At 69.4% G+C, this 13,584-nt stretch carries 10 protein-coding genes; 3 read left to right on the top strand and 7 right to left on the bottom strand.

Annotated elements, in window-relative coordinates; all coding sequences use genetic code 11:
- Nucleotides 1–18: 18 nt before the first annotated feature.
- From VKK44_RS19545 to VKK44_RS19535, 3 genes are read right to left on the bottom strand one after another with little or no spacing between them, the layout of a single operon-like run.
- Nucleotides 19–822 carry an ABC transporter permease gene (locus VKK44_RS19545; RefSeq protein ID WP_343442605.1) on the bottom strand — a complete coding sequence of 268 codons (804 nt, stop codon included), beginning with the start codon at nucleotides 820–822 and terminating at the stop codon, nucleotides 19–21.
- On the bottom strand, nucleotides 819–1,580 hold the full coding sequence (locus VKK44_RS19540) for an ABC transporter ATP-binding protein (RefSeq protein WP_343442604.1): 762 nt from the start codon (nucleotides 1,578–1,580) through the stop codon (nucleotides 819–821). Before VKK44_RS19540 ends, VKK44_RS19545 begins: the two co-directional genes overlap by 4 nt.
- Complete coding sequence (locus tag VKK44_RS19535) at nucleotides 1,567–2,556, bottom strand: LacI family DNA-binding transcriptional regulator (RefSeq protein WP_343442603.1); 990 nt, start codon at nucleotides 2,554–2,556, stop codon at nucleotides 1,567–1,569. The genes VKK44_RS19540 and VKK44_RS19535 overlap by 14 nt, the downstream gene beginning before the upstream one ends.
- A 601-nt stretch (nucleotides 2,557–3,157) precedes the next feature.
- Here VKK44_RS19535 and VKK44_RS19530 point away from each other — a divergent pair.
- Nucleotides 3,158–3,361, top strand: a complete 204-nt coding sequence (locus VKK44_RS19530) for an Imm21 family immunity protein (protein WP_343442602.1) — start codon at nucleotides 3,158–3,160, stop codon at nucleotides 3,359–3,361.
- 115 nt (nucleotides 3,362–3,476) lie between these two features.
- Here VKK44_RS19530 and VKK44_RS19525 read toward each other — a convergent pair whose 3' ends face one another.
- The 4 genes from VKK44_RS19525 to VKK44_RS19510 form a co-directional block, all read right to left on the bottom strand.
- The gene (locus tag VKK44_RS19525) at nucleotides 3,477–4,475 is read right to left on the bottom strand and encodes a hypothetical protein (RefSeq protein WP_343442601.1); all 999 of its coding nucleotides are present in this window, start codon (nucleotides 4,473–4,475) and stop codon (nucleotides 3,477–3,479) included.
- 240 nt (nucleotides 4,476–4,715) lie between these two features.
- Nucleotides 4,716–6,110: an RICIN domain-containing protein gene (locus tag VKK44_RS19520; protein WP_343442600.1), complete on the bottom strand. Its 1,395-nt coding sequence runs from the start codon at nucleotides 6,108–6,110 to the stop codon at nucleotides 4,716–4,718.
- Between the two features lie 100 nt (nucleotides 6,111–6,210).
- On the bottom strand, nucleotides 6,211–8,022 hold the full coding sequence (locus VKK44_RS19515) for an alpha-L-fucosidase (RefSeq protein ID WP_343442599.1): 1,812 nt from the start codon (nucleotides 8,020–8,022) through the stop codon (nucleotides 6,211–6,213).
- A 105-nt stretch (nucleotides 8,023–8,127) separates the two neighbouring features.
- Nucleotides 8,128–10,686: an RICIN domain-containing protein gene (locus tag VKK44_RS19510; protein ID WP_343442598.1), complete on the bottom strand. Its 2,559-nt coding sequence runs from the start codon at nucleotides 10,684–10,686 to the stop codon at nucleotides 8,128–8,130.
- A 224-nt stretch (nucleotides 10,687–10,910) separates the two neighbouring features.
- On the opposite strand from VKK44_RS19510, the gene VKK44_RS19505 reads away from it, so the two are divergent.
- Together VKK44_RS19505 and VKK44_RS19500 are read left to right on the top strand one after the other, a co-directional pair.
- Nucleotides 10,911–12,140 carry an ROK family transcriptional regulator gene (locus VKK44_RS19505; RefSeq protein ID WP_343442597.1) on the top strand — a complete coding sequence of 410 codons (1,230 nt, stop codon included), beginning with the start codon at nucleotides 10,911–10,913 and terminating at the stop codon, nucleotides 12,138–12,140.
- Nucleotides 12,141–12,168: 28 nt separating this feature from the next.
- Nucleotides 12,169–13,464 carry an ABC transporter substrate-binding protein gene (locus VKK44_RS19500; RefSeq protein ID WP_343442596.1) on the top strand — a complete coding sequence of 432 codons (1,296 nt, stop codon included), beginning with the start codon at nucleotides 12,169–12,171 and terminating at the stop codon, nucleotides 13,462–13,464.
- Nucleotides 13,465–13,584: the final 120 nt, after the last annotated feature.

Below are 13,584 nucleotides of genomic sequence, written 5' to 3'. Positions count from 1 at the left end.
GAGCTTCCAGACCGACGTTCAGGAAGAGCTTTCGGACCAACGGGTGACGCGGGCGCTGACGATCTTGATGAGCCGGTCGACCAGGACCGCCTCGATGGCGATGACGATGGTGCCGATCAGCACCACGGGGGTGTTCAACGTCCGGCTGGCCTGCATGATCAGGCGGCCGATGCCCTGTTCGGCGCCGAGGAACTCGGCGGCGACGACCACCGCGAAGGCGAGCGCGCTGCCGATCCGCAGCCCGGAGACGAGTTCGGGGACGATGGCGGGCAGGATCACGGTCCGGTAGACCTGCCCCTCGCGGGCACCGAGCGAGCGGGCCGCGCGACCGTAGACCGGGCTGACGTTGTTCGCCGACACGATCGTGTTGACCACCATGACCATGAAGCAGGCCAGGGAGCCGAGGAAGAGCTTGCCGCTGTCACCGATGCCGAACCACAGGATGACGAACGGAATCAGGGCCACCGGCGGCACCGGCCGCAGCGCCTCGATCAACGGGGTCAGGGTGAAGAGCAGCACCCGGGAGCGGACCATCAGCAGCCCGACCAAGACCCCGACGGTCGAGCCGAGCAGCCAGGAGAAGAGGACCCGCAACAGGGTGGCGGCGGCGTCCGGGAGCATGCTGCGCCAGATCTGTTGTACGGCGGCGAGCACCTCGCTCGGGGCGGGGAAGTAGAGCGGCTTCACCGTGCCGGTGAGGTCGGTCAACGTCCACCAGAGCAGCAGCAGCGCCACGATCACCCCAGCGCCGAGCCCGATCCCGACCAGGGCGGACCGGTCGCCGGAGCGGGGACGGGGCAGTTGTGCCTCGGTCGCGGTCACGCCGACACCTCCCGCAGGCTCCGGGAGATCTGGATTCGCAGGTCCTGGAAGGCCGAGCTGCCCCGCAGGTCCAGGTCGGCGCGGCGGTCGAACGGCACGGTGATGTCCTGGTGGACCCGGGCCGGTCGGGGCGTCATCACGATCACGCGTTCGCCCACGAAGAGCGCCTCCTCGATGTCGTGCGTGACGAAGACGATGGTCTTCGGCTCGGCGACGTTGACCGCGTGCAGCGCCAGCCACATCGCCTCGCGGGTGAAGATGTCCAGCGCCCCGAACGGCTCGTCCAGCAGCAGGACCTCTGGGCCGGAGGCGTACGCGCGGGCGATGTCGACCCGCTTGCGCATGCCGCCGGAGAGCTCCTTGGGGTACGCCTCGGCGAAGTCGGCCAGCCCGACCAGCTCCAGGTAGCGGTCTACCCGCTCGCGTCGGGTCGCCCGGTCCACCCCGCGCAGCCGCAGCCCGTACTCGACGTTGCGGCGTACCGTCAACCACGGGAAGACCGCGTCGGACTGGAAGACCACCGCCCGGGAGCTGTCCGGCCCGGTGACGGGTCGACCGTCCACCAGCAGTCGGCCGGCGCTCGGGTGCAGGAAACCGGCGATCAGGTTCAGCAGCGTCGTCTTGCCGCATCCGCTCGGCCCAACCACACAGACAACCTGGTGCTTCTCGATCCGCAACGTCGTACGGGACAGCGCCAGCACGTCGCCCCGACGGGCCCGGAACTCCTTGCTGACGTCCTCGATCTCAATGACCGTCACGGTCGTCACCTCCTGTCGTGGCCGGCGGCGGGGCGGTGGTGCCCCGCTCGGTCAGGCTGACCGGCAGCACGTGCCGTCCGGGCTCGGCGTCCGACCCGGGGTGGCCGAGCACCCGGAGCAGGACGGTCGCGGCGAGTGATCCCATGCCGACCGCGTCCTGCCGGACGGTGGTCAGGCCGGGGGTGACGTGCCGGGCGGCCCAGATGTCGTCGAAGCCGACCACCGAACAGTCGACCGGCACGGTCAGGCCGGCCTCCCGCAGCGCCCGCAGCGCGCCCAGCGCCACCAGGTCATTGAGGGCGAAGATGGCGGTGACCTCGCCGGCGCGGATCAGGCTGGTCAGCTCGACGGCGGCCTGGTAGCCGGACTCCTCCTCGAAGGTGCCCTTGACCACGGTCGGCGCCCGCCCCGCCAGCTCGATCCAGGCGGCGACGAAGCCGTCGACCCGCTGGATGCCGCTGACCAGATCCGGGCTGGCCCCGATCACCGCCGCCCGGCGGTGCCCGAGCCCGGCCAGGTGGTGGGCGGTGAGCACGCCGCCGGCCCGGTTGTCCGACACGACGGTGGCGGCGGCCAGCTCGCCCAGCTCCTCGTCCACCGCCACCATCGGGATGCCGGCGAGCAGCTCGGCGAGGTGCGGGGTCGGGGCCGGGGCGCCGGCCGCGTAGACCACCCCGTCGACGGCCTGCGACTTCAAGGTCTCCAGGTAGAACAGCTCGCGCTCGGAGGTCCAGCCGGTATTGCCGAGCAGCACGTTGAAGCCCCGCTCGATCGCGGTCTGCTCGACTCCCTTGGCCAGCTCGGCGAAGAAGCTGTTGCCGATGTCTGGCACCAGCAGCCCGAGGGTGCGGGTGGTGCCCCGGGCCAGGTTCTGCGCGGTCCGGCTCGGCACGTAGCCGAGGTCGCGCATGGCTTCCCGGACGAGATCCTGGACCCGTTGACTGACCGGCCGGTTGCCGCTCAGAACGTGGGACACGGTCGCCCGGCTGACTCCGGCCCGAGCGGCCACGTCACTGATCGAGACCGACATTCCACCTCCTACGCAAACCGGTTTGGCAAACCGGTTTGCGCCACTGTAGGGGCCGGTATAACAGCACGTCAAGAGGGAGTTCTGGGGATGTCCGGCAACTTCGGTGGTGGTCGATGGATCCGGGTGCCGGGCGTCCTGCTGCGCAGCTCGTCGTCTCGCATTGTGGGAGCCATGAGTGGACGAGCTGCGAGGGCCTGCACAGCGCCCAAGTCGTTGCGGCATTACGGTCCGGCCCGTGCGGCACTCGACCGGGTCGGTGCAGCTCAAGTCGGTCAGCGGCAACCGGACGACTGCGCGCGGAAGGCCAGCACCGACCACGACTGAGGCTGCCGGACATCGGGGGAGCGGGTTGGGAGCAGGCGGACGCACTGAACGGCGTTGAACCACGCGGAGTGCTCAACCGTTTGGGGCGGCCGTCGACGGCGCTCTATGTCGCCTGGTAGGGGAGTATCCGCAGGGCAGGGCGGTAAGGAGCTGCTGGAGGATCCCGCGATGGCCGTCTCTTACACCACCAGCGCGGACGTGACCCCGAGCGGTACGTGATGGCGTGAGCTGGGACGCGGATGAGGATGTCCGCTGGGTGGTGGAGGGGCCAATCGTGGTGTTTGATTCGGCGCGGCCCGGAGCGGAGTTGGAACCCGACAATCACCTCGTGATCGATCTACGTCGGGGCGAGTGCCGCGTCCGTGCGACATACCACGCCGCTGGTGACAACTGGATGATCCTCGTTCAGCTTCAGCCCGTGCCATGAGCTCGCGCGGCAGGAGGTAGGGGCGGGCTTGATCAGGCATCCGGATCTGCCGCTGGCCGCACGCCCGATCAGCATCCGCTCGTCCCGACGATCGGAGCTGATGGCTCGGCTGGTTTCAGTCCTCGAGTGGATCCCAGTGGTTGCTGTAGCGCAGCAGTGATTGGGCCAGGTCGGGGTGAGTGGCCGCCCACACGGTGTCGAACAGGAACCACTGCTGGTACCCGAATGACTGACCACAGTGCATGGTGACTTGGGCGAGATGTTCGTCGACCTTGATGCGCGATGCGTCGGGGCGTCGGCCGTCGACGTATCGGCCCGTTGTGAGAAGCTCCATGGCTTCGCCGTGGGCGGCGCCGTGCTTCTTAGGCAGGTTGGGCCACGGGTCGGCGTTGAGGTTGAAGCCGGGCCATCTGTTACACCGGTCCAGCGCCGGGGTGATGGCGTCTTCTTCGGGCGCGACGAGCGCTCGCAGGACCAGCAGCTCGGGTGGCCATGCTGCACCGCTGTCGGGGTCCGCGGTCCGGAGATGTCCGGCCAGTTCCCACAACCCGACCCTCGGGAATACCAGCGGCTGGGAGCAGGCGAGGCTTTCGCCGTCGTAGAACGTGAGGAACACCGCGTACGTGCTGGCGTCACCGTTACTGGCGGGCGTAACGACTGTCACCGGCACATCGGCGACGAACGACGTCAACTCACCTCCCGCACCAGGCAACGGCCACGACTGGAACAGGTATGCCAACCGGTCGTGGGCGGTCGCGACCACCTCGTCATCGAGGAAGAAGTAGGCCAGTTCCACCTCGTCGTCATCGGTCCGTACCCGAAGGCTGTGATCGTCGAGGCGGATGACGTCCTCGTCACCCTCGACGTACAAGTGCTCATGCAGGAGCTCGCGCAGCTCGCTGGTCGTTGCCGGCCGAGACAGACCGTGCTTCCGCGCCGCCTCGAAGACAGAATCGAGGCCGTAGACGTCACCGCCCAGCTCGTCCTCGACCCAGGACTCCGGATCGTCGCAGTCCCAGCCTCGCCGGAACCAATTCAGCACGGTCTCGTCCGGCAGCCGCCGGACCCGCTTGCTCAACCGGCCCTCGTAGTGGGAGCGATAGACGAAATGCACGGCACGACGGTACTGCAGCCGGTCCCGCAGATGTGGACGGCCGGAGCCACTCTTCTGCCGCTGATAAGGCGCGGCATCCCTGAGCATGTCGGGTTGACAACCCGCCCCGAAACGCTGGGGCGTCTTGCGCTGCTTGCCCCAGAAGCGGCCCTGACCGGCGTCTCCGCTGGTCAGGGCCGCGATCTCAGGTCGAGGCGGGGCCCGGTCCGTCGACCGCCACGACGGGACGCGGTGAAAGTGTTACCTCCTGGTCCACTTCTGGTTCGGTTGGCCGTTGCAGGTCCACACGATCAGCGCGGTGCCGTTGCCGGTTCCCCCGCCGGACGCGTCGAGGCACAGCCCGGACCGGGCGGAGACGATCGTGCCGTCCTGCTTGAGGGTCCAGCGCTGGTTGGTCTGGCCGTTGCAGCCCCAGATGCCGACCGTGGAGCCGGGCGTGGTGCCCTGGTTGAGGACGTCGAGACAGACGGACCTGCCGAACGCGCGCAGCTCACCGGCAGAGGTCGGCAGCCACTGCTGGTTCTCGCCGCCGTTGCAGTCCCAGAGTTCGGCCTGCGCACCCCAGGTCGACGTGTTGTCGGTGACGTCCAGGCACCGGCCGGACTGGCTGCCGACGAGCGAGAAGCTGACCGGCACCCAGTCGCCGGTGGCCGTGTCGATGCTCCAACTCTCGTAGAACGACGGCATGGCGGCGCTGCCGGCGGTGAAGGTGATCGGCAACCAGATCGGCAGGGAACTGTTCAGGTCAGCGGCGTTCCACCGGTCGCCGAGGTAGACGTAGCTGGTCCGGGTGCTGCCGGCCACCGGCAGGATGAACGACGTCTGCGAGTTGAACGTCTTGCTCCCGGCGGGCGCGAAGGTGGCGTAGCTGCTCCACGGCCCGCTGAGCGAGGTGGCCGAGGCGTAGCTGTTGTCGTTGCTGGACCAGCCGGTCAGGTGTGAGCCGAAGATGAAGTACCGTCCGGCGACCTTCACCATGGCCGGGGATTCGAGCGTCGGCAGCAGCGCCGTCACGGCGACGGCCTTGGTGTAGTCGGTCGACAGCCGGTCGATGCGCAGCCCGTTGGCGCGGTCCTCGGTGAGCAGGTAGGCGGTGCCGTCGTCGTCCTTGAACAGCCCCAGGTCCCGGCTCTGGTAGCCGAGTGGGCGGGATGACCCGAGGTAGGTGTAGGGGCCGCACGGGGTGTCGCTGATGGCCACCCCGGCGCGGGCGTCGCCGTAGCTGCTGTTGTCGATGTGCATCCACATGACGTACTTGCCGGTGCCGCTGTTGTAGATCACCTTGGGTCGCTCGACGATCCGCCCGGCGGCCAGATCGCCGGTGCCGTTGTCCGCCTGACCTCTGACCAGGGCGTTTGGCCTGCGGGTCCAGGTGACCAGGTCGGTCGAGGAGTAGCAGGCGACGGCCGTGAACGTGGAGCCGGCCGTCTTGTCCTCGCCGACCAGGTAGTACAGCGACCCGACCTTGAAGATGCCGGCGCCGTGCGCCTGGAGGCGGGCGCCGCTGGTGTCGTACCAGATCGCCCCGGGGGTGAGGGTGGCGGGCGCGGCGAGTGCCGGGCTCGCGGTGAGCACGGTGACGAGCGAGACGAGTACGGCGGTGACCGCCGCTGTCCATCGTCGTGTTCCTGCCATGGACGGTTTCCCTTCGAACGGTGGTGGTGGGTGGTGGTCGGTGGCGCTGGTTCATCTCCCGTCGGACACGGTGGGTGAAGGACCGGACGTGGGTACGGCCTCAGCCGACCCGGACGAGCTGCCAGTGCTGTTGCGGGCCGCCGTTGTCGGTCCACTGGACGGCCCAGCTGCCGTCGCGGTCGGTGTTGCCGTTGTCGAGGGCCTTGCCGCTGCGCTGGCAGACGAGCTTGTGGTAGCCGCCGCCGACGCCGGTGATGCTCCAGTGCTGCGGCCGGCCGCCGTTGTCGGTCCACTGCACGACCGTGCCGCCCTCGCCGTCGGTGTTGCCGTTGTCGAGCACCTTGGCGCTCTGCTGGCAGGTGAGCTTGTGGTAGCCGCCGCCGATGTCGGTGATGGTCCACCGTTGCGGTGCCCCACCGTTGTCGGTCCACTGCATCACCGGTGCGCCCTCGCCGGCGGTGTTGCCGTTGTCGAGGACCTTGCCGCTGCGTTGGCAGATCAGCTTGTAGGGGGCGCCGGAGACGATGGCCGGGGTGGCGGCGGGCGCCGGTGCCCCGTCGACCTCGACCACCACGACACCGGCGTGGGCGTTGGGGGCGGTGGCGGGAACGGTGACGGTCAGGTAGTTGCCGTTGACGGTGTAGCCGAGTGCGGTGGTCGGGGCGTTGAGCAGGTAGACGCGGCGGATGGTGTTCTGCAGCCGGGGAATGTTCAGTCTGCCGTCGGTAAGCCAGGTGAACACGTGGGCGTAGAGCCTGCCGGGTTTGGCGGTGAACCGGCCCCACCATGGCTCGAAGGTGAACGGGTTGCCGGTGGTGGCGTAGATGCTGTCGCCGTGGGCGCCCAGCCAGGTGCCGACGGCCGTCAGGATCGCGGTGGAGCCGGTGGTGACCGTGCCGTCGCCGCGGGGACCGATGTTGAGCAGGTAGTTGCCGTCGCGGCTGACGACGGTGACGAGTTCCTGGATGATCGTGGTGGGGGAGCGGTAGGAGTTCTCCCGGCTCTCGGTGTAGCCCCAGGCGCCGTTCATGGTGCAGTTGGTCTCCCACGGGCGCGCCAGCGGCCGGGCCGGGACCTGCTCCTCCGGGCATGCGAAGTCGCCGAGGCCGAGGTCGCGCTTGACCCGCTCGTTGACGATCAGGTTGGGCTTTCGGGCCAGCAACCAGCTGTAGAGGTCACGGCCGTCGGCTTCGGTCCACCAGTCGTCGGCCGTGGGCGAGGCGGGGTTGTTGCACCAGTCCCCGTCGAACCACATGATCGCCGGGTCGTAGCGGTCGAGCAGTTCCTGCAGGTGGTCCTTCATGTCGGTGATGTACGCGGTCCGCGCCTCGGGTGAGGCCATGGTGGAGAAGACGGTGTCGGTGCGGCGGATCGTCTGCGAGGGATGGTTCCAGTCCAGGATCGAGTAGTAGAGCCCGAACCGGATGCCCTGCCGATCGCACTCGGCCTTGAGCGCGGCGAGCAGGTCGGGCTGGTATCCGGCGTAGTCGCGCAGGTCGTAGTCGGTGCTGCCGGTGACGTCGGTGAAGCCGGCGACGGTGGAGTTCCACATCGCGAAGCCCTCGTGGTGCTTGGCGGTGATGACCAGGTACTTCATCCCGGCGGACTTGGCCAGGCCGACGATGGTGGCGGCGTTGAACGCCGACGGGGTGAATCTCGCCGACACCTGGGTCTGGTAGTCGGCCTTGCTCCAGTACTCGTTGTTGAAGACCCACTCTCCCCGGCCGAGGTGGGAGTAGCTGCCGAAGTGGATGAACATGCCGAAGCGGGCGGCGTACCACCAGGCCATCCGGGACGGCACGGAGTATGCCGAGGCCGGCTGCGGGCCACGTAGTGCCGGTGCGGTGGTGGCGGCCGCGACGGTCAGCGCGGTGCCTCTGAGCAGTTGCCGACGGTTCAGGTGCGGGTTCATGGTGCCTCCTCCTGGGCGGGCTGCCCGGGGCTGGGTGCGGTGCCGGGAGGTCGGGGCCGTCGCGGCGGGCGGGTCACCGCCGCGACGGCCCCGTGCTCAGGTGGGTTACGACCGGGCCAGCTTCCACAGCTGGTTGGGGTAGCCGTTGCAGGTGTACTGGACGATGTCGCCGCCGGGACCGGTGGCGGCACCGGCCACGTCCAGGCACATGCCGGTGGCGTGACTCGGGGTCACCCGGTAGTAGCCGTCCCGCGCGTACGTCAGGTTCCAGACCTGGTTGGCGGCGCTGCCGCAGGTCCACTGCAGCACGTTCGCGCCGGCGGAGGTGGCGCCACCGGCCACGTCCAGACACATGGTGCTCGCGTGCGAGGGCCGCAGCCGGTAGCCGCCGGTGGTCTTCTCCAGCGACCACCGCTGCTCGCTGCCGCCGGTGCAGGTCCACTGCACGACGTCGGTGCCGGCGGCGGTGCCGCTGCCGCTGACCCCGGCGCACTGCTGGCTGTGCATCGCCACGAGCTGCGTGCTGGACACGTCCCGGCGCCAGCAGCGTTCCGCGCCCGGCGTGGTGTGCCCGAACACCGTGCCGGTGCAGGCGACACCGCCGGTGTGCACGCCGCGCACGTAGTCGCCGTCCGCGCCGTAGCGGACCTCGGACGTGCCGGTGAACGCGCAGGTCTGACCGTCGGCGGCGCAGTCGGTCCAGGCGGAGTCCTCCACCACGAGCCGGTCGACGTTGCCCCACACCCCGCCGCCGGTCGTGCCCGGCTGGCCGAGGACCCGGACCCGCACGGTGTGCCGTCCCGCGGCGAGGGCGGGACTGCTCCACACCTGCACGCCGTCGAGCCGCACGGTGTTGTACAGGTTGAGCGTGGTCTCCGCGCCGCCGTCCACCGAGACACCGACCCGGCCGCTGGACGGGGCGAGCGTGCCGAACAGCGACGCCTTCGTGCCCTGGAACGTGTACGTCGCGGTGGCGCCGGCGCTCTGCGACGAGTGCTCGTCCTGGTCCCACAGCCCGTACGCGCCGACCGCGCCGCCGCTGTAGCCGGCGTCCTGCCACGAGCCGGAGTAGGCGGCGGCCGAGTCGTTGACGACTTCCGCCGTGCTGCCGGCGGCGTTGTAGCCGACGTTGCTCAGCACGTACGACACCACGGAGTTGGCGGGTACGGAGGCGGCCAGCGTGCCGGAGTTGACGGTGACCGGGGCGAGCTGGGCGAGGTTCTCGGTGGCGGAGGTGCGCCACACCTGTGCGGTGGCGCCGCTGGTGGCGAACCGGTTGAGCTGGAAGTTCACCGGCAGCGTCTCGGCGGTGTCGTTGTAGGTGACCAGCACCAGCTTGCGGCTCGCCGGGTCGTACGCGGCCACGGACTTGCCGTTGCCGGCGTCGATGATCTGGTAGCCGGGCTTGATGAACTTGCTGTACTGGCCGAGGGTGTAGAACTGCTTCTGGATGGCGTAGGTCTGCGCGGACCCGTCCAGCGGCGCCTGGATCAGGCCCCAGTAGCCGGGGCCGCTGCCACGGGAGCTGTCCTCGACGGCCTGCCAGTAGAGCCAGCCGTTGGCGCCGACGTACGACAGGTCGTTGGTGACCCGGGTGGCCAGTTCCAGCCCGGCGTCGAGTTCCGAGGTGATGTCGTAGCCGCCCCAGCCGGCGGGGCCCCACTCGGACTGCCAGAAGCGCAGGTCGCGGGCGCGGACCCGGTCGCGGATCGGGGCGGCGTCGGAGCCGGCGTACCCGTGGGCGTTGACCTGGCCGAGTTCGGCGCGGGCGGCGTCGGACAGCGCGTCGTACTCCGACACCACGCCGGCGTAGTTGTTGCTGTCGGTGGCGGCGATGTCGGTGTTCATGCCGCGGGTGCGCAGCGCCGACCGGAGGTTGGTGATGATCGAGCTTTGCTCGGCGGCGGTCAGATAGGTGCCTTCCTGGTTGTTGCCCCAGCACCACCAACCGTTTGACGGTTCGTTGAACGGTTCGATGGTCCGGAAATTGATCTTGGGGCTGCCGGAGCCGTTGACGCCGACGGTCGCGAAGCGGTCCGCCACGGTGGCCAGGTAGGCGGCGAAGTCGTCCTGGTACTCCGGTCGCAGGTTGCTGTGCGAGCAGCCTTCGGGGGAGTTGTACGAGTACCGCCCGGCCGGGTTCCCGCTGTAGGTCATCCACCAGGGCGCGGAGTTGGCGAACAGTTCGAAGGTGCCGACGCCGCGCTGTGCGGCCTGCGCCAGCACCCACCGCTGGTTGGCGTCGACGTTCCAGTTGTAGCTGCCGTCGGCCTGCACGAGGCTGTCGATCCAGGCGCCGTTGCGCGTGGGCAGGTGGGGGTCGACCACCGGGTAGCTCGCCCCTGGCTCGCTCGCGCCGGCGTTGTAGCGGGCGATGCTGAGGTCGATTCCCTGCACGGTCTGCCCGTCCCTGGTGAACGAGTCGGTGAACAGGTAGTCCATCAACTGGGAGCGGGCGGGCTCGCTCCACCCGCCCACGACGTCGCTCCACCAGGCCAGCGAGGTGCCGAAGCCCTGGAATTCGTCCTGCAGGACCAGGTTGGGGTTGACCGGGGAGGTGATCGCCGTCGACGCCATCGCGGGGGACGGGGTGAGGGCGACGGCGCCCGTGGTGACGGTCAGGAGCAGGGCGCCGAGTAGTGATGGGGTCGTGGTGCGTCTCATCCATGCCTCCGTCAGGAGTTCTGCGTCCGATCCACGGATGCCCGAGGGCTACGGAGCCGGTGGTCTGGGGGATCGGACGACCGCCCGGGTGGTGGTGGGCGCTGCGGTGCGCGCCGGGGCGGTACGAAGCAGGGTGCATTATTACGACTCAAATAACTAGTCTTGACAGTAGTATTTCCGGTACTCAGAATAAGCAGCCGAACATCGATCAACCGGGAGCCACCGTGCGCACTGCCGCAGACATCCGTCGACGCAACTCGTTCGCCGTCGTCCGGTCGATCCACGCCCACGGCGACGCCAGTCGTCGCGAACTGGCCGAACTGACCGGCCTGAGCTTCGCCACCGTGGCCACCATCTGCTCCGCCCTGCTGGAGCACGGGGTCATCGCCGAGGTGGCCCTGAAGCGGGCCCCGGCGGGCCGCCCGACGGCGAAGCTGTCCCTCAACGGTGAACACGGGCTCCTGCTGGGCATCGACATCGCCGAGACCTACGTGCACGCCGAGGCGTTCGACGCCGCCCTCGAACCGATCTCGTCGACCGAGTGCGACATCGACGTGCACGAGCGCAGCCCCGACCACGTCGTGGAGCGGGTCAAGCAGGTGATCGCCGCCGAGCGGGCCCGGCACGAGGGGCGACCGCTGCTCGGGGTCGGCGTCTCCGCACCCGGTCAGGTCGACCCGGTCGGCGGCACCTCGGTGTTCGCCCCGAACTGGGACTGGCACGACGTGCCGCTCCGCGCCCTGTTGGCCGACTCCGTCGATGCGCCCCTGTTCCTCGACAATCCCCTGAAGTCCCTGGCCATCGCCGAGATGTGGTCCCACCCGGAACGCCGGGAACAGGACTTCGTCGTGCTCAACCTGGGCACCGGGGTCGGCGCGGGCATCGCGCTCGGTGGCCGGGTGCTGCGCGGGCGCATGAACAGCGCCGGAGAGTGGGGGCACACGGTCGTCGTCGCCGATGGCCGGGCGTGCCGGTGCGGCTCACGCGGCTGCGTCGAGGCGTACGTCGGAGCCCCGGGCATCCTGCAGTCCCTGCGGGAGACGTCCCCGGGCAGCCCGCTGCTGCACGGCGACGACCAGACCGCCACGGTCACCGCGATCGCCGAGGCCGCCGACCAGGGTGACCCGACGGCGCTCGAGGTCGTCGAGCGCACCAGCCGCTACCTCGGCGTCGGTGCCGCCTCGATCGTCAACCTGCTCAACCCGGACATCGTGCTGCTCGGCGGCTGGGTGGCCGGCCTGCTCGGCAAGCAACTGCTCGAACGGGCCCGCGTTCACCTGCGGGCCCACGCCCTCGCCGTTCCGATGACGGGACTCGCCCTCGACCTGCAACACCCGCGCGGCAACTCGGTCAGCCTCGGCGCCGCCGCGTTCGCCCTGGAGGGCTACCTCGAATCGATGCCCGACGGCGCGACGGACACCCCGATCTCCTCCCGCCGGCAACCGGCCGGCTGAGCCACCCCCACCACAAAGGAATCCGCCGATGTTCGCACCACCGACTGCCCTCCGCCGGGTCGTCGCGGCGTTGCTGGCCGCCAGCCTGGCCGCCGCCGGCCTCACCGCCTGCGGCTCAGACGAGCCCGCCGCCAGCGGCACCACCCTGACCCTGACCATCCGCGGCAACGAGAACGACAAGGCCGTCTTCGAACAGCGTCTGGCCCAGGCGAAGAAGGCGCTACCCGGAATCGACGTCAAGCTCGTGCAGATCGACAACGACAACTATGACACCAAGGTGCAGACGATGTTCGCCGGCGCCCAGGCGCCAGACGTGTTGATGATCGACGAGGCGGTCAACGTCTACTCCAGCAAGGGCCAGCTGGAGGATCTGAAGCCCCGGCTGGCCAGCGCCGGTGTCGACCCGGTCGGCCGCTTCGGGCAGGGCGCCCTGGACACCTACTCCACCGACGGCAAGCTGTGGGCGGCGCCCGACCGTGGTGGCGCGATGGTCGTCTACTACAACAAGGACATCTTCGACGCCCAGGGCGTCGCCTACCCCGACAGCACCTGGGACTGGACGCGGTTCCGCGAGGCCGCGGCGAAGCTCACCGTCCGCGACGGTGGCAAGGTGAAGTCCTGGGGGTACGCGGCCGGCGACTGGTGGCCCTGGACGATGACCTGGATGTACCAGAACGGCGGAAGAGTGCTCGACGCCTCCGGCGCCCCGGTGGTGAACTCGTCGGCGAACGTCGAGGCGCTGCAGTTCTACAACGACGTGGTGCTCAAGGACCACTCCGCGCCGTCGCCGATCGACTACGCCAACGCCGGTCTGGACAACGGCAAGCCCGACGCGCTGTTCGAGCAGGGCAAGCTGGCCATGGTGACGACCGGGTTCTGGAACATCGCGTCGCTCAAGGAATCCAGGGTCAAGTGGGACATCGCCCCCCTGTGGCATGGCCGGAAGAGCGCGGTGCCCGCCTTCGGCAGCGGCCTGGCGGTGTCCAGCCGCAGCAGGCACAAGGACGAGGCGGCGCGCCTGGTGGCCTACCTGACCTCTGTCGAGGGGCAGTTGCCCATCGTCACCAGCGGTCTCGACGTGCCGGCGAATCTGGAGGCGGTCGCCTCGGAGGCGTTCAAGAAGCCGACCTGGAACACCCGGGGCGTGAACCTGGCGGCGTTCGCCGAATCCGCTCCGGTGATCTACAGCCCGCCGTTGGTGCCCGAATGGAAGGAGATGCAGAAGGCGTTCACCGACGGCATGACGCCGGTCTGGAAGGGCGAGGACTCGGTGCAGGCCGGCCTGGACCGCGTCCAGAAGTCCCTGGAACGCATCATCCGCTGACATCGCCATCGATCGGGGTCGGGCAGCGTCCCTGCCCGCCCCCGGACCGAGAAGGGACCATCATGGCGATCGTCGCCGCACCCCCCTCGCGCCGGCCCGTACGACTGCGGCGACGTCGCG

It is taken from the genome of Micromonospora sp. DSM 45708, from assembly GCF_039566955.1.
Taxonomy (GTDB): domain Bacteria; phylum Actinomycetota; class Actinomycetes; order Mycobacteriales; family Micromonosporaceae; genus Micromonospora.
This window is presented reverse-complemented; position numbering and strand designations above follow the sequence as displayed.